Annotated in this window: 15 protein-coding genes; 11 read left to right on the forward strand and 4 right to left on the reverse strand. The window is 67.0% G+C overall.

Annotated elements, in window-relative coordinates:
* The first annotated feature begins 230 nt into the window (after positions 1–230).
* The 4 genes from WKB25_RS18970 to WKB25_RS18985 all read left to right on the forward strand — a co-directional run bounded on the left by WKB25_RS18970 (position 231) and on the right by WKB25_RS18985 (position 4,438).
* The gene (locus tag WKB25_RS18970) at positions 231–1,880 is read left to right on the forward strand and encodes a M28 family metallopeptidase (RefSeq protein ID WP_340572361.1); all 1,650 of its coding nucleotides are present in this window, start codon (positions 231–233) and stop codon (positions 1,878–1,880) included.
* A gap of 161 nt (positions 1,881–2,041) precedes the next feature.
* A complete protein-coding gene (locus WKB25_RS18975; RefSeq protein ID WP_340572364.1) occupies positions 2,042–3,301 on the forward strand; it encodes a histidine kinase in 1,260 nt (419 codons plus the stop codon).
* The gene (locus tag WKB25_RS18980; protein ID WP_100554617.1) at positions 3,291–4,061 is read left to right on the forward strand and encodes a LytTR family DNA-binding domain-containing protein; all 771 of its coding nucleotides are present in this window, start codon (positions 3,291–3,293) and stop codon (positions 4,059–4,061) included. Before WKB25_RS18975 ends, WKB25_RS18980 begins: the two co-directional genes overlap by 11 nt.
* Before the next feature lie 32 nt (positions 4,062–4,093).
* Positions 4,094–4,438, forward strand: a complete 345-nt coding sequence (locus tag WKB25_RS18985) for a hypothetical protein (protein WP_100554618.1) — start codon at positions 4,094–4,096, stop codon at positions 4,436–4,438.
* Between the two features lie 39 nt (positions 4,439–4,477).
* Here the strand turns inward: WKB25_RS18985 and WKB25_RS18990 are convergent, their stop codons facing one another.
* Complete coding sequence (locus WKB25_RS18990; RefSeq protein WP_025878393.1) at positions 4,478–5,092, reverse strand: hypothetical protein; 615 nt, start codon at positions 5,090–5,092, stop codon at positions 4,478–4,480.
* Between the two features lie 309 nt (positions 5,093–5,401).
* Here WKB25_RS18990 and WKB25_RS18995 point away from each other — a divergent pair, with 309 nt between their 5' ends.
* The gene (locus WKB25_RS18995) at positions 5,402–6,331 is read left to right on the forward strand and encodes an oxygenase MpaB family protein (protein ID WP_340572369.1); all 930 of its coding nucleotides are present in this window, start codon (positions 5,402–5,404) and stop codon (positions 6,329–6,331) included.
* A 452-nt stretch (positions 6,332–6,783) separates the two neighbouring features.
* Here WKB25_RS18995 and WKB25_RS19000 read toward each other — a convergent pair whose 3' ends face one another.
* Positions 6,784–8,895: a M13 family metallopeptidase gene (locus tag WKB25_RS19000; protein ID WP_340572371.1), complete on the reverse strand. Its 2,112-nt coding sequence runs from the start codon at positions 8,893–8,895 to the stop codon at positions 6,784–6,786.
* Between the two features lie 174 nt (positions 8,896–9,069).
* Between WKB25_RS19000 and WKB25_RS19005 the strand changes: the two genes are divergently transcribed.
* Positions 9,070–12,132: an EAL domain-containing protein gene (locus WKB25_RS19005; RefSeq protein ID WP_340572373.1), complete on the forward strand. Its 3,063-nt coding sequence runs from the start codon at positions 9,070–9,072 to the stop codon at positions 12,130–12,132.
* 68 nt (positions 12,133–12,200) lie between these two features.
* Here WKB25_RS19005 and WKB25_RS19010 read toward each other — a convergent pair whose 3' ends face one another.
* Positions 12,201–13,082: a LysR family transcriptional regulator gene (locus WKB25_RS19010; protein WP_340572375.1), complete on the reverse strand. Its 882-nt coding sequence runs from the start codon at positions 13,080–13,082 to the stop codon at positions 12,201–12,203.
* A gap of 94 nt (positions 13,083–13,176) precedes the next feature.
* Here WKB25_RS19010 and WKB25_RS19015 point away from each other — a divergent pair, with 94 nt between their 5' ends.
* The 4 genes from WKB25_RS19015 to WKB25_RS19030 all read left to right on the forward strand — a co-directional run bounded on the left by WKB25_RS19015 (position 13,177) and on the right by WKB25_RS19030 (position 16,322).
* Positions 13,177–13,587, forward strand: coding sequence for a DoxX family protein (locus WKB25_RS19015; RefSeq protein WP_340572377.1), 411 nt, complete (start codon positions 13,177–13,179; stop codon positions 13,585–13,587).
* Between the two features lie 43 nt (positions 13,588–13,630).
* On the forward strand, positions 13,631–14,440 hold the full coding sequence (locus tag WKB25_RS19020; RefSeq protein ID WP_340572380.1) for a class III extradiol ring-cleavage dioxygenase: 810 nt from the start codon (positions 13,631–13,633) through the stop codon (positions 14,438–14,440).
* A complete protein-coding gene (locus tag WKB25_RS19025) occupies positions 14,437–14,568 on the forward strand; it encodes a hypothetical protein (protein WP_340572383.1) in 132 nt (43 codons plus the stop codon). Before WKB25_RS19020 ends, WKB25_RS19025 begins: the two co-directional genes overlap by 4 nt.
* 110 nt (positions 14,569–14,678) lie before the next feature.
* Positions 14,679–16,322, forward strand: a complete 1,644-nt coding sequence (locus WKB25_RS19030; protein WP_100554629.1) for a Na+/H+ antiporter — start codon at positions 14,679–14,681, stop codon at positions 16,320–16,322.
* A gap of 110 nt (positions 16,323–16,432) precedes the next feature.
* Here the strand turns inward: WKB25_RS19030 and WKB25_RS19035 are convergent, their stop codons facing one another.
* Positions 16,433–16,684: a DUF3297 family protein gene (locus WKB25_RS19035; RefSeq protein WP_049466119.1), complete on the reverse strand. Its 252-nt coding sequence runs from the start codon at positions 16,682–16,684 to the stop codon at positions 16,433–16,435.
* A 90-nt stretch (positions 16,685–16,774) separates the two neighbouring features.
* Between WKB25_RS19035 and WKB25_RS19040 the strand changes: the two genes are divergently transcribed.
* Positions 16,775–17,317 carry a hypothetical protein gene (locus tag WKB25_RS19040; RefSeq protein ID WP_089238429.1) on the forward strand — a complete coding sequence of 181 codons (543 nt, stop codon included), beginning with the start codon at positions 16,775–16,777 and terminating at the stop codon, positions 17,315–17,317.
* Positions 17,318–17,329 lie beyond the last annotated feature (12 nt).

Here is a 17,329-nt window from a genome sequence, read left to right on the forward strand (position 1 = left end):
GGGCAGCGTGCGGGGGCGTGAGCCGCATGGATGCGGCGACCGAGCTTACATGGACGTACTTGCAGCGGCCCCCGCACGCTGCCCCACCCCGCCTACCCTCAGGAAACCAGCTTCTGCTGTTGCTTCGGCTGTTGCCGTTGCTTCGGCTGTCGCCGTTGTTTCGGCGGGTCCCGGGCGCCGCCCGGGCGAACCCCTTACACTCCAGAACGATTTCCCTGCTGGAGAGAGCAATGAAGCGAGTAGTACTGGGCGTGCTGGCCCTGTCGGTGTCGAGCGCACTGATGGCGGCCACCCCGAAATTCGATGGCGCGCGGATCTCTGCCGACGTCAAGGAACTGGCCTCCGACGCCTACGAAGGCCGCTCACCGGCCACCGCCGGCGAAGAAAAGACCATCGCCTTCCTCAGCAAGCAGTTCGCCGATGCCGGCCTGCAGCCCGGCGGAGACCTGAAGGACGGCAAACGCCTGTGGACCCAGGCCGTGCCGCTGCGCAAGGGCGACATCGTCGGCAGCCCGCAGCTGTCGCTGCAGCAGGGCAGCAAGACCATCACGCTGGAGCAGGGCAAGCAGATTGCCGTGCGTGCAGCCATGAACGGCGCCACCAACGTGGATATCAGCAAGGCACCGCTGGTGTTCCTCGGCTATGGCGTAAAGGCGCCGGAGCGCAACTGGGACGACTTCAAGGGCGTGGACCTGAAGGGCAAGATCGCCGTCGTGCTGATCAACGACCCGGACTTCGAGACCGGCAAGGGCGATTTCGACGGCAAGGGCATGACCTGGTATGGCCGTTGGCCGTACAAGTACGAAGAAGGCGCACGCCAGGGCGCACTCGGCGTGCTGATCGTGCATGAGACCGCACCGGCTTCGTACGGCTGGGCCACGGTGGCCGGTTCCAACACCAACACCATGTTCGACGTGGTGCGCGACAACCCGGCCGACAGCCACCCGCTGCTGGAAGGCTGGATCCAGCGCGATCTGGCCGTGGAACTGTTCCGCGCGGCCGGGCAGGATTTCGAAGCCTTGAAGAAGAAGGCGCAGCAGCGCGACTTCACTCCGGTAACGCTGACCGGTGCCAGTCTGGATGCGAAGTACGCGGTGAAGACCGAAGTGATCACCTCGCACAATGTGGCCGCGCGCCTGGAAGGCAGCACGCATGCGGACGAGACCATCCTCTACAGCGCGCACTGGGATCACATCGGCGTGGGCGAACCGGATGCACGCGGCGACCGCATCTTCAACGGCGCGCTGGACAACGCCAGCGGCACCGCCTCGCTGATCGAACTGGCGCGCGGTTTCGCCAAGGCGCCGCGTCCGCAGCGTTCGGTGGTGTTCTTGGCAGTGACGGCCGAGGAGAAGGGCCTGCTGGGTTCGGAGTACTACGCAACGCACCCGCTGTACCCGCTGGAAAAGACCGTGGCGATGATCAACATGGACGGCATGGCGCCGTTCGGTCCGTCGCGCGATTTCGGCATCTACGGCGCGGCGCGCTTCGAACTGCTGGACCAGTTGAAGGACGTGGCCAAGGGCTGGGACATCCGCTACACGCCGGACCCGAAGCCGGAGGCCGGCCTGTTCTTCCGTTCCGACCACTTCCCGTTCGCCAAGCGTGGCGTGCCAGCGCTGTCCTGGTCGGCCGGGCAGGACTGGGTGGACGGTGGCGTCGCGGCGGGCAAGAAGGCGTCCGAGGACTACACCGCCAAGCGTTACCACCAGCAGGGCGACGAGTGGCAGCCGGACTGGGTGTTCGCCGGCGCCGCCCGCGACCTGGAAGTGCTGTACACCCTGGGCAACCAGTTGGCCAATTCGCGTGCCTGGCCGAACTGGAGCAAGGACGAGGCGTTCCGCGCCGTGCGTGACGCCAGCGCCGACCTGCGCAAATAAGGGAAGGCGGGGCGCCGCTCCGCCACACCTGGTAGCGCCGGGCCATGCCCGGCGTTTCCGTAAGGGCTTCCATCCACCCTTTCCGGCCCTTCGTCGCACACCGCTTGTTTGCCCGAAGGGCCGCTCTATGCTCGGCTCACCCCTTCCACCAAGGCGCCGCCGTGATCGCCAGCTTCTCCCTCATCATCCGTCACCTGCTGGCCTGGGCCGCGGCGCTGTTCGTTGCCGGCATGGTCTGGAGTGGCATCTTCAGCGGCATGAACGACGGCCCGGGCTGGGTGTTCGGGCTGCTGGTGATGTTCCTGATGATCTCCGCGCTGGGCAGCGCGATCACCCACGTGCGCCGGGTCTGGCTGGTGGCCGGTCGCCTCGATGGCGCCACGCTGTCCGGCCGCCAGCGCCGGCAGATCGAACTGCCGATGGATGCCGGCCAGGCCTTTGCGGTGGTCGAAGCAGCCGTCGGCGAACTGCCACGGGTGGAAGAGGTGGAGAGTTCTGCCGGCAGCCTGCAGGTGCGTGCCTATGTGCGGCGCGTCGACCTGTGGAACGGTCGGCAACCATCGCGCTGGAACCTGCCTGCGCGGCTGGCGATCAAGCGCAACAGCGTGCTGGCCACGGCTACGCCGGGGCAGGGCACCAGCACCGTCACCCTGCTGTTCGAGCCGGATGCTGGTTGGTGGGCCGATCTGCTGGCACTGGATGAAGGCAGCAACTATGAGAACGCCGAAGCGGTGACCCGTGCGATCAGCCGCCGTGTGGCCGACCAGCGCCGCGACGAGCAGGCCGCCGCCGAACAGACCCAGGTGGAAAAGGAACTGTCGGTCGCGCGCTTGAACCTGCTGCACGCGCAGGTCGAGCCGCACTTCCTGTACAACTCGCTGGCCAACGCACAGGTGCTGACCCGCACCGACCCCGCGCGCGCCGAGCAGATGCTGGGCCACCTGATCCAGTACCTGCGCAGTTCGCTGCCGCAGGTGGATGAATCGATGTCCACGCTGGGCGTGGAGCTGGAACGTACCCGCGCCTACCTGGAGATCCTGCGCATCCGCATGGGCGCCCGGCTGGCGGTGGAAGTGCAGGTGCCCACCGAGCTGCACGAGGTGAAGCTGCCGGCGATGGCGCTGCAGACCCTGGTCGAGAACGCGATCAAGCATGGCCTGGAGCCCAAGCCCGGTGGCGGCACGATCTGGATCCTCGCGCGCGGTTTCGATGACCACGTCACCGTGACCGTCGCCGACGATGGGCTCGGCTTCGGCCAGGGCACCAGCGGTACCGGCATCGGCCTGAAGAACCTGCGCGAGCGCCTGCGCCTGACCTGCGGCGAGCAGGCCGGGGTGGCGATCGTGGCCAATTTCCCGAGTGGTGTAGCCGCCACCATGACCCTGCCGCAGTCGGCCAAGGAACCCCGCCATGCCGCTTGAAGCGTTGATCGCCGAAGACGAGGAGCTGCTGCGGCACTCGCTGGTCGAGCAACTCGGGCGGCTGTGGCCGGAACTGAAGCTGGTGGCCGAATGCGAAGACGGTGCCAGTGCGCTGGAACAGCTGGCCGAGAAGCAGCCGGACATCGCCTTCCTCGACATCCGCATGCCCGGCATCAGCGGCATCGAAGTGGCGCGGTCATTGGCCGAACTGAGCCCGCGAACCCAGGTGGTGTTCGTTACCGCCTACGACCAGTACGCCATCGATGCCTTCGAGCAGGGCGCGATGGATTACCTGCTCAAGCCAGTCAGCGACGAGCGGCTGCTGGCCACGCGCGACCGCATTCTTTCGCGGCTGCCATCCACGCGCCAGGACGATGCGGTGCTGGAGCGCCTGCTGCAGCGCCTGGGTGCAGGCCCGGTCGCCAACGATCGGCCACCGCTGGCCTGGATCACCGCCAGCAACGGTCGCGATACGCAGCTGATCATGCTCGACGATGTGGTCTATTTCCGCGCTGACAACAAGTACACCACGGTGGTCACCGCTGCCGGCGAAAGCCTGCTGCGTACACCGCTGCGCGAGCTGCTGGAAGTGCTCGATCCGCAGCACTTCCGCCAGGTGCACCGCTCCACCATTGTCAACATGAAGGCCGTCGCAGCGGTCAGCCGCGATGACACCGGCCGCGGTGTGCTGCGCCTGCGCCAGCGTGCGGAAACGCTGGTGGTCAGCCAGCCGTTCATGAGCCTGTTCCGCGGCATGTAGCCGTGGCTTTTGCCATTCACCGAGGAACGAACATGCGCCGTATCCTGCTTGCAGCTGCCGCCGTGCTGGCCATCGCCGGCTGCGAAAACTCCAGCAACACCTCGATCACCCGCACCAACGCCAATGGCGTGGACACGCTGTACAGCAAGAGCACGGTGGTCGATGGCGTGGCGCGTTTTGAATGCATCGCCAGCAGCAGTGGGCAATGCCATTACCTGGTGCTGGCCCCGGGCTGCAGCACCGACACCGCCTGTGCGACGCCGCCGCTGCGCCATTTCGCGGTGGCCGTAGGCAAGACCGAGCAGGTCAGTAACCTGCCGAAGGACTTCCGCCAGTGCGTCAGCGACGTGCAGAAAGAACAATGCCACCGTGACTGAGCACGGTGGCATTGTGGCTCCCCCCGGATTGCGTTCGGCTCAGTAAGCCGGCTGCAGCGTCATGTCGTGATGGTGTTCGGTTTCACCGACATGATTCAGGCGACCCACCAGTTCGGAGTGCTGCTTCATGCGCCCGATCTCGGTCATGATGCGGATGTCCTCGTGGCGCAGCTCGCGCTTGGCGGTGACCGCCTGCTTGTAGTCCAGCACTTCCGGATAGTGTTCAGCCAGGTCCAGCGCTTCGGCCACGTGCTCGACGCTGTCAGCCTTGGAGGTGATGCGGGCGCGGCTGTTGAAGGCCTTCATCCAGCGCTCGAAGCCGGCGGTGCGGTCGAACATGTTGGCCATGAACCAGATCACGAACAGGATCGAGATCCACGAGCCGAACACCACGACCACACGGGTGAAGGTGATGTGGTAATCGTCGCGCCACAGGTAATTGGTAATCAGGCCGAGGATCAGCAGCGAAGCCGCCTGCCATCCGACGATCGAAGTGATCAGCCATTGGCACTTGGCCTGGGCCAGCACCGCCACTTCATCGCGGATCTGCTGTTCGCTGAGGCTGCGCCAGTGCGCGACCTGTTTTTCGAACGGGCTGCTGTAGAGCTCGTTGTCGCGAAGCAGTAATCCCAAACCCTTGAACAAAGCAATCATGGCTGGCTCCTTGTGGAACGTGCGGCGATCTGCAGTGGACGGTGTGGCGGGTTCAGTTCTAGCACTTCCAGCGAGCGGTGCAATGGCCTCAAGGCCACGCGGCACAAGGGTTGAGCCTGAACAGGTGAATATTGGTGTGGCGCAACATTGCCCGCATGGCCTGCGACAAGATGTCGCAGGGTGAAATGTGCTGCGCGCGCACATGAAACCGACGCTTACCGGCCGGGCTCGCCGTGCCTGTCGTGATCGCCCAGAATCGGGGTGTACCGCGCAGGACGCGGTCCGCCCCTCCGCCGATCTGGACCCGTGATGCCGCCGTTGCTGCACCGTCTTTCCCGCCCCGTCACCGCCCCGATCCGACGCTGGGTACTGGATGCGTTTCCGCGTGGCCAGAGCGGCATCGACTACGACCACCCGCTGGGCGATCCGGGCTGGTTCGGGCCGCACAGCGTGACCTGGCGGATGCACGCCGAACTGCCCTCGATGCTGGCCGGCGGCCTGTGTGCCCTGATGCTGCAGACCCTGCATCCGCGGGCACTGGCCGGTGTCTACGATCATTCCAATTTCCGCCAGGACCTGGTCGGCCGCCTGCGCCGCACCACTGCCTTCGTGGCCGGTACCAGTTATGCGCCGGCGCGCGAGGTGGAAGCGCTGGTGGCCAAGGTGCGGCGCATCCACGCGCAGATCCGCGGGCATACCGCGCAGGGTGAGCCGTATGCCGCCGATGATCCGCACCTGCTGACGTGGGTGCACGTCACCGAGGCCTACGGCTTCCTGCAGGGCTATCGCCGCTACGGACGCGAGGTGCCTGCCGCGATCGCCGACCGCTATTACGACGAGTACCGCTGCGTGGCCGAAGCGCTGGGTGCAGTGGACGTGCCACGCAGTGCAGCGGAAGTGGATGCGTATTTCTGTGCACGGCAGCCGGAGCTGGTGGTGGACGAGCGCTCGCGCGAAGTCCTGCAGGTGCTGTCCGGCGTGCGCCTGCCGGTGCCGGTGCCCGGCCTGTCGCGCGAGATCTTCCTGGGTGCTGGTGCCGCGCTGCTGCCGGACTGGGCCGAGGGCATGCTCGAGCGCAGCACGCGCCAGCGAGCGCAGGCCGCAGCCTCGGCCAAGCTGATGCAGGGCATGGCGCCGTTGTTCCGCCGCGCGCTGCCCGATGGCCTGGCGACCCGCGCCTGCGCACGGGTGGGTGTGCCGGTGGCCGTGTTGCGCGAGTGGCCAGCATTGCCCCGGTAGACGCCGACCTTGGTCGGCGCGCCGCCGCGCGGCGCCGCATCCACGCATGGCGTGGATCTACTGCATGCCCGCGACCCGGGTGAATGCAACGGTAGATCCACGCCATGCGTGGATAGGCACACGGTAGATCCACGCCATGCGCGGATAGGCACACAGTAGATCCACGCCATGCGTGGATAGGCACACAGTAGATCCACGCCATGCGTGGATAGGCACACAGTAGATCCACGCCATGCGTGGATAGGCACACAGTAGATCCACGCCATGCGTGGATAAGCACACAGTAGATCCACGCCATGCGTGGATAGGCACACGGTAGATCCACGCCATGCGCGGATGGCGGAAAGTGCCAACCAAGGTTGGCACCCACCAGAGCGGAGGGGGCTGGATTCCAGCCATGCGTCTACCCATGAAAGCGAAACGGGCGCCTTTCGGCGCCCGTTCGCGTTACATCACCACACCTTGACCCGCTTGTCCGGGGCCAGGTAGAGCTTCTGGCCTTCCTTCACGTCGAACGCCGGGTACCAGGCGTCGATGTTGCGCACCGTCAGCGCACGGAACTGGCCCGGTGCATGCACATCGGTCAGCAGCGAGTTGCGCAGCGCCTGCTCGCGGCTCTTGCTGCGCCAAGCCTGGGCGAAGCCGAGGAAGAAACGCTGGTCCGGGGTGAAACCTTCCAAGGTCTGGCCCGGCTTGCCCTGCAGCGACAGCTGGTAGGCGTCGTAGGCGGTGCCCAGGCCGGCGACGTCGGCGATGTTCTCGCCCAGGGTCAGCTTGCCGTTCACATGCACGCCGGGGAACGGCTCGTAGCTGCTGAACTGCGCGGCCAGCGCGTCACCGGCAGCGTTGAACTGCTTCAGATCCTCGTCCGTCCACCAGTTGTGCAGCTTGCCGGTCTCATCGAACAGCGCACCCGCGTTGTCGAAGCCGTGGCTGATCTCGTGGCCGATCACCGCGCCGATCGCACCGTAGTTCACCGCGTCGTCGGCGGCACCATCAAAGAAGGGCGGCTGCAGGATCGCCGCCGGGAACACCAGGCGGTTTTCCAGCGGCACGTTCATCGCATTGATGGTCTGCGGCAGCATCGCCCACTCGCTGTGGTCGACCGGCTTGCCCAGCTTGGCGATGTTGCGCTGGTACTCGAACAGCTCTGCGCGCTGTGCATTGCCCAGCGGATCATCACGGCGGATCTCCAGGCCGGTGTAGTCGCGCCACTTGTCCGGATACCCCATTCCCACGGTCAGGCCGGCCACCTTGGCCTTGGCGCTGGCCTTGGTCTGCGGTGACATCCAGGCCAGTGCATCGATGCGCTTGGCGAAGGCGGCGATGATGTTCTTCGCCATCTCGTCGGCACGTTCCTTGGTCTTCGCATCGAAGTGCTTTTCGACGTAGCGCTTGCCGATGGCCTCGCCGACCGCATGGTTGGCGTCATCCACCGCACGCTTCCAGCGGTCGCTCTGCTGCGGCGTACCACTCAGAGCGGTGCCGTGGAAGGCGAAGCGCGCATCGGCGAACTTCTTCGGCAGGTAGGCGGCGGCGCGGTCCAGCGCGTGGAAGGTCATGTAGTCCTTCCAGGCATCCAGCGGCTCGGTGGCCACCAGCTTGGACAGGCCGGCTACGGCCTTGGGCTGCCACACGATGAAGTCCTGCTGCTGGCCAAGCTTGGCAGCGTCCAGGAACGCGGCCCAGTCCATGCCCGGGGCCTTGGCGTTGAAGTCGGCCTGGGTCCAGGGGTTGGCGCCCTTGGTCACGTCATTGGTTTCTTCCTGCGTGGCATGCGCTTGGGCGATCTTGGTTTCCAGGGCGAGGATGCGCTGCGCCTTGCCGGCCGGGTCGGCCACGCCGGCCAGCTGCAGCACCTGCGCGATGTAGGCCTGGTACTGCTTGCGCAGCTCGGCCATGCGGCCACCGCCCAGGTAGAAATCGCGGTCCGGCATGCCCAGGCCGCCCTGCACCAGGTACGGCGCGGTACGGTCCGGCTGCAGCAGGTCCACCGACACCCACAGGCCGAACAGGCGGTCGGTGTAGAAGTTGGTGGCATTGAGCAGGTCGACATCGGCGCGCACGTCGCCGCCAAGGGCGCGGGCCAGGCCGGCCTTGTCGGCGATCGCATCGATGTTCTTCAGCTGCGGCTGCACCGGCGCCAGGCCGCGTTGCTCGATGCCGGCCTCGTCCATGTAGGCGGCGTAGTAGTCGCCGATCAGCTTGTCTTCGCCGCTGGCCTGGGCGTTGCCGGCGGCACCTTCCAGGATCGCGCGGGTATCGGCCTGGGTCTTCTCGGCGATCACGTTGAAGCTGCCGAAGCGCGAGCGGTCCGCCGGGATCTCGGTGTTCTTCACCCAGCTGCCGTTGGCGAAGCCGAAGAAGTCGTCACCCGCGGCGATGCTGCGGTCCATGCCACTGGCATCGAAACCAAAGCTGCCCAGCATCGGCTTGGCGGCAGCGGCGTGCGCCTCGGCCGGTGCGGCGGTGCCGGCGGCCGGATCGGCCGGGCGGTCGCAGGCGGCCAGGGACAGGCTGGCAACGATGGCCAGTGCCAGGGTGGGGCGGCGCAGCTTGGACATGGACTTCTCTTGCGGCGGAAAACTCCAAGTCTAATCCGCTGCGGGCCGGCTGGACGTGCCTGTCAGGGCCAGCACTGTGCGTGATCTGGCTGAACACGCAGCGGCGACCTTCACGCGGACATCGGCGTGGTGCATGCTGCGGGCTGGATGTCTGCAGCACCCGGGGGAGGGCGCATGCAGGACGGGTCGAGGCGTCAAGAATGGCGTCCGCCGGCCGTTGAGGTCGGGGATGTGGAGGAATCGTTCGCGCATGAAGCCAGCCGACTGCCCAGGGAAGACCGACCGATGCCGGCGCTGAGACACGCGCTGGCCCGGCCGTTGCGTGCCATTACCTGGGGCGGCGTGGTGCTGGGCGTGCTGCTGGCGCTCGGCCTGGCCGCAATGCTGGCCAACGATTACCAGCGCCGGCTGGAAGCCGCGCAGCGGCAGAGCCGGGCGCTGGCGATAGGCAGCGAGCGCCTGCTGGCATTGGAGCTGCGCAACCTGGAGCGGGCGATGGAGGGCATCGCCGCCGATGCGGCCGAGCTGTTCCGCACGGTGCCTGCGCAGGCACCCGCGCTGCTGGACGCCGCCATCGCCGGTGTGCTGGGCCGGCACGCCGAACTGCACAGCATTGTCGTGCTCGATACCTACGGCCGCGCCCTGACGGCCGGCAAGGGCGACCTGCAACTGCCGCTATGGACCGATCCGCAGCGACGCGGGCAGGGAAGCGCGCTGTACATCGGACCGCCGCAGCGTGCCAACGACGGTGGCTGGGTGGTGCCGCTGGCGCTGCCGATGGAGGGTGATCGCTGGCTGCTGGCGCGGCTGCGCTGCGGCGAACTGCAGCGGATCGTGGGCGGTCTGGATGTGGGACCGAATGGCCTGGCCTCGATCAGCGACGCCGATGGCTACATGCTGGCCCGTGTCCCCGATCCGCATGGCACCGTCGGCCGCCGTTACGCGCTGCCGGCACGCAAGCTTCTGGGCCGGCAGGCCGTGGTTGAACTGGGCAGCATTCCCGGCGCGGTGGACCAGATACCGCGCATCTCCACCATCAGTACCCTCGAACGCAGCCCGCTGGCGGTGCAGGTCGGCCTGGCCGACGAGGATGTGTTGAAGCCATGGTGGCCGTACCTGCATGCGGCAATCGCCATCGTGCTGGCCTACGTCGGATTGCTGGTGGTGCTGCTGTATGCGGTGCGCCGCAGCACTTACCGGCAGCAGTCGATGGCCGAAGAGCTGCGGACCGGCCACGCCGAGCTGCGCCTGGCCCATCAAGTGGGCCGCGTATGTACCTGGTACGTCGACGAAGACGCTGCACTGCTGCGCTGGTCACCGCTGGCGCGTGAGATCTTCGGTGTGCAGACCGATGCGCTGCCGGTGGCCGAATTCTTCGCCCGCGTGCACCACGATGACAGCGCGCGCATGCAGCAGGCCTTCGACCAGGCCTTCGCCGGCACCGCGGTACTCGACGAAGAATTCCGTCTGGTGCTGCCCGGCGGTGCAGTGCGCTGGGTAGCCGCGCGTGGCCAGCGGGTGGCGGTGGCCGACCGGCAGCGGCGCATGATCGGCGCACTGACCGACCTCAGCGAGCGCTACCAGGCGCGCGAGCAGATGCGCCAGGTCGAGCGCCGCTTCCGCCTGCTGTTCGATCGCAACCCTGCGCCGTTCTGGGTGTTCGATCCGGACACATTGCGCTTCATCGAGGTCAACGAGGCAGCCGTGCAGCAGTACGGCTACAGCCGCGATGAATTCCTGGCGATGAGCATCCTCGACATCCGCCCGCGCGAGGGCTGGGACGAGGTCAAGGGCGCGATCGCGCAGGTGCGCAGTGGTGAACTGCAGGACGCTGCAGTGCGCCTGCACCAGCGCAAGGATGGCACGGTGTTCGAAGTGCGCGTGCACCTGTCGCAGCTGGATTTCGATGGCCAGCCCGCATGCCTGGTGCTGGCCGAGGATGTCAGCGAGCGCCTGGCCTACGAGCGCGACCTGGCCTATCACGCGCGCCACAACCCGGCCACGGGCCTGCTCAACGTGCGCGCGCTGAGCGAACAGCTGGACGAGCAGTCCGGCGCCTACACCATCGCCTATGTACAGCTGCGCGGCCTGCAGCTGGTGGCCGATACGCTGGGCCGCGAGATCGGCGATGCGGTTCTGCAGTCGATGGCCTCGCGCCTGGGCGGGCTGGGCGCGCGCTTTGGCCTGCTGGCGTTCCAGCCGGCGGAGGACTTCGTGCTGGCGATCGCGCCGGAACACAACACCCAGCGCGTGCTGGACGATCTGCTGCAGATCGTCTCGGCACCGATGCGCGGCCAGGATTCGCTGCACCAGTTTGAACCCCGCATTGGTGTGGCGGTACATGACGCCGATGCAGGGCACAGTGCGGAACAGGCGATCGGCATGGCCGCGCAGGCGGCGCACGCGGCCCGCGCCGAAGGCAACGTGGTGGCCTGGTTCGATGCGGCGGTGACCACCCGCCTGGCCGACCGCCTGCGCCTGGCCGGGCGCATCCACGCGGCCATCGACAACGAATTCCAGCTGTACTTCCAGCCGATCCGGCACGCCAGCGATGGCAGCCCGGCGTCACTGGAGGCCCTGCTGCGCTGGCCGCAGGCCGATGGCAGTTTCATCCCGCCCAGCGAGTTCATCCAGTTGTGCGAGGACACCGGCCTGATCCTGGCGTTGGGACGCTGGGTGATCCGCGCGGCGGCACAGGCGCAGCGGCGCCTGGTGGAAGCGGGATGGGGCGAGCTGTCGATCGCGGTCAACGTGTCGGCGGTGCAGTTCTTCAACAGCGATCTGGTGGCCGAGTTCGCCCGCGCGCAGCAGGATTTCGGCCTGGCCCGTGGTGCATTGCACGTGGAGCTGACCGAGAGCAGCCTGATGCGCAAGCCGGCACAGGCGATGCAGACCATGCAGCGCCTGCACGAGCAGGGCATCAGCGTGTCGCTGGACGATTTCGGTACCGGCTACTCGAGCATGTCCTATCTGCAGCACCTGCCGCTGGACATCCTCAAGATAGATCGCAGCTTCGTCGCCGACGTGGAGACCAATCCGCGCAACGCGTCGATCTGCCGGGCGCTGCTGTCGCTGGGCCACAGCATGGGGCTGACGATCATCGCAGAGGGCGTGGAGACGCCGGGGCAGCTGGACTGGCTGGCTGCACATGGCTGCGACCAGGTGCAGGGTTACCTGCTGGGGCGGCCGGCACCGCTGGAGAAGATCATCGCGCAGCTGGATGAGGTTGTTGCCTAGGCCGCGCGTCGTGCTCGCCGGGCATGGCCCGGCGCTACGGTGTCATGGGCACGCCTCTGGTAGCGCCCTCACACCCCGGTTTCCACCAGGTAATCGATGAAGCTGCGCACCTTTGGCGCGAGATGGCTGCGGCTGGTGTAGACGGCGAAGATGCCGATCGGCGCGGCCTCCCATTCCGGCAGGATCCGCACCAGGCGGCCATCGGCAAGCGCTTCCTCCAGCAGGAAGTCCGGCTGCAGGATCACGCCCATGCCGGCAATCGCCGCTTCGCGCAGGACGTCGCCATTGTTGGCGCGCAGCAGGGTGGTCACTGCCACCTTCACTTCGCCGCCGGGCCCCTGCAGTGGCCAGTGGTCGCCGGCTGCCCAGTAGCTGTAGCCGAGGCAGGTATGCGTCTGCAGATCCTCGGGTGCCTGCGGCGTGCCGTTCGCAGCCAGGTAGGCCGGTGCGGCACACAGGCTGATCCGTGATTGGCCCAGGCGCCGCGCGATCAGGGTCGGGCTGGGCTCGCGGGTGATGCGGATGGCCACGTCGTAGCCTTCTTCGACCATGTCCACCAGGCGGTCGGACAGCGCCAGGTCCAGTTCGACCTGCGGGAAGCGCTCGCGGTAGCCGGCCAGCAAGGGGCCGAGGCGGGCGATCCCCCAGCTGACCGGCGCATTGATGCGCAACGTGCCGGACGGCTCCAGCGCCTGTGCGCCGATGCTGGCCTCGAGCGCATCGAACTCGGCCAGCAGGCGCACGCACTGGGCGTAGTAGGCGGCGCCGGCACTGGTCGGGCTGACCCGGCGGGTGGTGCGGTGGAGCAGTCGGGTGGACAGGCGTTTTTCCAGCGCGGCGACCTGGCGGGTGACCCCGGCCGTGGACATGTCCAGCGCCTGTGCGGCGGCGCTGAAGCCGTTGCGTTCGACCACCGCGACGAACACGCGCATGGCATCCAGGGTGTCCATTGTTGCGTCTTTTGAAATAAATACGGTCGATTCATCGTATTTATCAGTTAGGAAGAGCGCAATAACCTGTGCCCTATCCCCCCGAGGTGCCCCCATGAACGCTACCGCCGCCCCCCTGTCCCCGCTCGCCCCGTATGCCGCAACCCTGCTGCGCCTGACCCTGGGCGTGTTGTTCCTGGTGCATGCGCTGACCAAGCTGCTGGTGTTCACCCCGGCCGGTACCGCTGCCTTCTTCGAGTCGCTGGGCCTGCCCGGCGTGCTGGGCTACCTCACCATTGCCGTTGAACTGACGATTTCCGCAGCGCTGCTGCTCGGCATCTACGCGCGCTGGATCGGCCTGCTTGGTGTGCCGTTGCTGCTGGGCACCATCGTCACGGTGCATGGCGCCAACGGTTTCAGCTTCGCCAACGCGGGCGGTGGTTGGGAATACCCGGCGTTCTGGGCGCTGGCCCTGGTCGTGCTGTGCCTGCTTGGCGATGGCCGCTGGACCCTGCGTTCGCGCTGATCGTCACCCGGCCCGCCGCCTGTTCCTGTCATTGGAGAAGATCATGTCCCGCCTGCCTTCGCTGTACATCTCCCACGGCTCGCCGATGACCGCCCTGCATCCGGGCGAGGTCGGCGTGCGCCTGGCCGAGTTGGCCCGCGACCTGCCGGCACCGCGTGCGATCGTCATCGCTTCGGCGCATTGGCTGGCCCGGCAGCCGCTGGTCGGCAGCCATCCGCAGCCGCCCACCCTCCACGATTTCGGTGGCTTCCCACGCGAATTGTTCGAGCTGCAGTACCCGGCGCCCGGTGATCCGGCGTTGGCCGAAGACGTGGCGGACCGCATCGCCGCCGCCGGCCTGCCGGTGGTACTCGATCCGCAACGCGGCCTCGACCACGGCGCGTGGGTTCCGCTGCGCCTGCTGCACCCGCAGGCCGACATTCCGGTAGTGCCGCTGTCGATCCAGCCGATGCTGGGCCCGCAGCATCAGTTCGCGCTTGGCCGTGCACTGGCGCCGCTGCGCGAACAGGGCGTGCTGCTGATCGGCTCGGGCAGCATCACCCACAACCTGCACGACTGGGGTCACTACCAGGACGGTAAGGAAGCGCCCTACGTGCGTCCTTTCATCGAGTGGGTGGAGCAGCGGCTGGCCGCCAATGATCGCGAAGCCCTGTTCGACTACCGCCGACAGGCGCCGTTTGCCGAGCGTGCGCATCCCACCGATGAGCATCTGCTGCCGCTGTACTTCGCGATGGGCGCGGCGGGGGAGGGCGGTTTCGGTGCGCAGCGCATCGATGCGGGTATCGATGCCGGCTTCCTGGCGATGGACCTCTACCGCTTCGATGGTGACGGCCGCGCCCGGGACGCGGCATGAGCCGGCTGCTGCTGGCCGGGCTGGAACGCCCTGCACAAGGACACGTGCAGGCCCGGTTGGCAGTGTTGCATGACGACGTGGCCAGCACACCGCCCTCGACCGGCCCGCGCTTGCTGTCGCGGTCCTGACGCGCATTCAGATGGCTGGCCGCAGTGGCGGCCTGCTGTGTTAAGTTTTTTCCCGTCCCCCGGCGCACTCCGGTTTTTCCGGCCCCACGCGCCGCTCTTGTGGAAGAAGCATGCACACCATCGAAGTCGTCCTGGCGATGCTGGTGGCCGTTGTCGCCAGCGGTTACCTGGTTCGCGTCCTGCCATTCTCGTTGCCGCTGCCGTTGGTGCAGATCGGCCTCGGTGCGGTGATCGCCGGGGTGTTCAACCGCGGCCACGCGCTGGAGCCGGAAGTGTTCTTCCTGCTGTTCCTGCCGCCGCTGCTGTTCCTCGATGGCTGGCGCATTCCCAAGCAGGGCCTGTTCCGCGACAAGGGCGCGATCCTCGAACTGGCGTTCGGGCTGGTGGTGTTCACCGTGATCGGCGCGGGCCTGCTGATCCACTGGATGATTCCGGTGATGCCGCTGGCGGTGTGCTTCGCGCTGGCCGCGATCGTGTCACCGACCGACCCGGTGGCAGTCGGTGCGATCGCTTCGAAGGCGCCGATCCCCAAGCGCCTGATGCACATCCTGGAAGGCGAGTCGCTGCTCAACGATGCCTCCGGCCTGGTCTGCTTCCGCTTCGCGGTGGCGGCGGTGATGACCGGCACCTTCTCGTTGGCAACGGCGTCGCTGACCTTTTTGTGGGTGGCGGTGGCCGGCCTGGCCGTCGGCGTGGCGGTCACCCTGGGCGTGTCCACGTTCCAGCGCTGGCTGTGGCGCCGCTTCGGCGAAGAGCCGGGCGCGGCGATGCTGGTCAACCTGTTGATCCCGTTCGCGGCGTACCTGCTGGCAGAAGAAATCAACGCTTCGGGCATTCTCGCTGCGGTGGCCGCGGGCATCTCCATGAGCTACGTGGAAATGACCGGCCGCGTGTCCGGCAGCATGCGCGTGCAGCGTGCCGGCGTCTGGAACATGCTGCAGTTCAGCTTCAACGGCATCATGTTCGTGCTGCTGGGCGAGCAGTTGCCGGGCATCGTCGAACGCGCCACCACCACCATGAACGAGAGCGGCCACCAGAGCGCGTGGTGGCTGCTGGTGTACGTGCTGGTGATCAACGCGACGCTGATCGCGCTGCGCCTGCTGTGGGTGTGGCTGTCGCTGCGCTGGAACCTGCTGCGCGCGCGACGCCGCGGCCTGGAGCATGGCGAGGCACCGAACTGGCGCATCGTGGTGGCCACCTCGGTGGCGGGCGTGCGTGGTGCGATCACCTTGGCTGGCGTGTTGACCCTGCCGTTGTTCCTGCCCGATGGCAGCCCGTTCCCCGCACGCGACCTGGTGATCTTCCTGGCCGCCGCAGTGATCCTGTGCTCGCTGGTCGGTGCCAGCGTGGCGCTGCCGCAGCTGTTGAAGGGCCTGCAGCTGCCGGCCGATTCGGGTGAGCGCAAGGAAGAGGATCTGGCCCGCAAGCTGTCCTCGAAGGCGGCGTTGGCGGGCGTGGAGCGCATGCGCCAGCAGCTGGTGCTGAACCAGAACACCGAGAACGTGCAGCTGTACAACGACGCCGCATCGCGGGTGAGCATGCTGTATCAGCGGCATCTGGACCGCGACAACCCCGACGTGGACCCGGAGAAAGTGAACCGGATGGAGGTCGGCTACCGCCAGCTGCGCAGCGCCGGCCTCAACGCCGAACGCGAGGAACTGTTCCGGCTGACCCGTCGCGGGGTGGTGTCCGATGAAATCGCACGGCGGCTGATCCGCAACCTGGACCTGCTGGAATCGCGCAAGCGCGAGTGATAGGCCTGTTGTGTAGAGCCGAGCCCACGCTCGGCTGAGCTTTCCGTCCAGGTTTCATGACACCTGAGCAGAAAGCAGCCGAGCGTGGGCTCGGCTCTACAAGGCAGCCGTCAGGCTTCCGGCTTCTGTTCCAGGAAATACGCCTCGACCTTGCCCTTGACCTTGATGGTCATCGGGTTGCCGCGACGGTCGCGGGCCTTGCCGGCCTGCACGCGGATCCAGCCTTCGCTGACCGAGTATTCCTCGACGTTGTCGCGCTCGACATCGTTGAAGCGCACGCCGACGCCGCGCTCCAGGGCCTGCGCGTCATGGAAGGGGCTGGCCGGGTTGATCGCCAGGTGGTCGGGAGGGGTATCGCTCATCGCTTCATTCACAGTGACGGCCACCACGGCCGGCTTCAGCGGTACAGGATAAACCGTAGAATGCCCACCTGTTCCCGAGGACGTTCCGCCATGCCTGACAACAGCGACTATTTCGACTTCGAGGAAGACGCCCACGATTTCGACGAGGACGATTTCGAGGCGCGGGTCTGGAACCTGCTCGTGCTGATCAATCCGGGCGACGAAGAGCTGGCCCTGCAGCAGTTCAACCGCTGGCGCGAGCATCTGTCCGAGGACGGCCAGCCGCTGGAAGCCGACAGCGATTGGCTGCCGGCGCTGTTCACCGCCATCGCCTGGCAGTCGGGCTTCGAAGTCGAGCGTGACGACTTCGATTCGCTGCAGTCGGCGGTGAACGAGCTGTCGGCGCGCTTCAACCTGCAGCTGGACTGGGGGGGCGACCTGGACGATGAGGACTTCGCCGCAGATCTGGACGGCGTGCAGCTGATGAGCACCGCCTTCGACCGCCTGCGCGAGCACAACTACACGCTGTGGAGCGTGGACGCCGGCAACGAGGGCTTCAGTGGCTGGATGGCGCTGACCCGCGATGACGACGCCCTGCTGGCGCTGTGCTCGCTGCTGAACGTGGAAGTGCGGCTGGGCAGCGACCCGTTCTGAGATTCACCGGTA

The sequence above is a fragment of the Stenotrophomonas sp. G106K1 genome, assembly GCF_037969685.1.
Lineage (GTDB): Bacteria > Pseudomonadota > Gammaproteobacteria > Xanthomonadales > Xanthomonadaceae > Stenotrophomonas > Stenotrophomonas lactitubi.

Excerpts from the sequence above, each read along its gene's own strand:
- WKB25_RS18970 (WP_340572361.1), top strand. The coding sequence starts at position 231 with ATGAAGCGAGTAGTACTGGGCGTGCTGGCCCTGTCGGTGTCGAGCGCA.
- WKB25_RS18980 (WP_100554617.1), top strand. The coding sequence starts at position 3,291 with ATGCCGCTTGAAGCGTTGATCGCCGAAGACGAGGAGCTGCTGCGGCAC.
- WKB25_RS18985 (WP_100554618.1), top strand. The coding sequence starts at position 4,094 with ATGCGCCGTATCCTGCTTGCAGCTGCCGCCGTGCTGGCCATCGCCGGC.
- WKB25_RS18990 (WP_025878393.1), bottom strand. The coding sequence starts at position 5,092 with ATGATTGCTTTGTTCAAGGGTTTGGGATTACTGCTTCGCGACAACGAG.
- WKB25_RS18995 (WP_340572369.1), top strand. The coding sequence starts at position 5,402 with ATGCCGCCGTTGCTGCACCGTCTTTCCCGCCCCGTCACCGCCCCGATC.
- WKB25_RS19000 (WP_340572371.1), bottom strand. The coding sequence starts at position 8,895 with ATGTCCAAGCTGCGCCGCCCCACCCTGGCACTGGCCATCGTTGCCAGC.
- WKB25_RS19005 (WP_340572373.1), top strand. The coding sequence starts at position 9,070 with ATGCAGGACGGGTCGAGGCGTCAAGAATGGCGTCCGCCGGCCGTTGAG.
- WKB25_RS19010 (WP_340572375.1), bottom strand. The coding sequence starts at position 13,082 with ATGGACACCCTGGATGCCATGCGCGTGTTCGTCGCGGTGGTCGAACGC.
- WKB25_RS19015 (WP_340572377.1), top strand. The coding sequence starts at position 13,177 with ATGAACGCTACCGCCGCCCCCCTGTCCCCGCTCGCCCCGTATGCCGCA.
- WKB25_RS19020 (WP_340572380.1), top strand. The coding sequence starts at position 13,631 with ATGTCCCGCCTGCCTTCGCTGTACATCTCCCACGGCTCGCCGATGACC.
- WKB25_RS19025 (WP_340572383.1), top strand. The coding sequence starts at position 14,437 with ATGAGCCGGCTGCTGCTGGCCGGGCTGGAACGCCCTGCACAAGGACAC.
- WKB25_RS19030 (WP_100554629.1), top strand. The coding sequence starts at position 14,679 with ATGCACACCATCGAAGTCGTCCTGGCGATGCTGGTGGCCGTTGTCGCC.
- WKB25_RS19035 (WP_049466119.1), bottom strand. The coding sequence starts at position 16,684 with ATGAGCGATACCCCTCCCGACCACCTGGCGATCAACCCGGCCAGCCCC.
- WKB25_RS19040 (WP_089238429.1), top strand. The coding sequence starts at position 16,775 with ATGCCTGACAACAGCGACTATTTCGACTTCGAGGAAGACGCCCACGAT.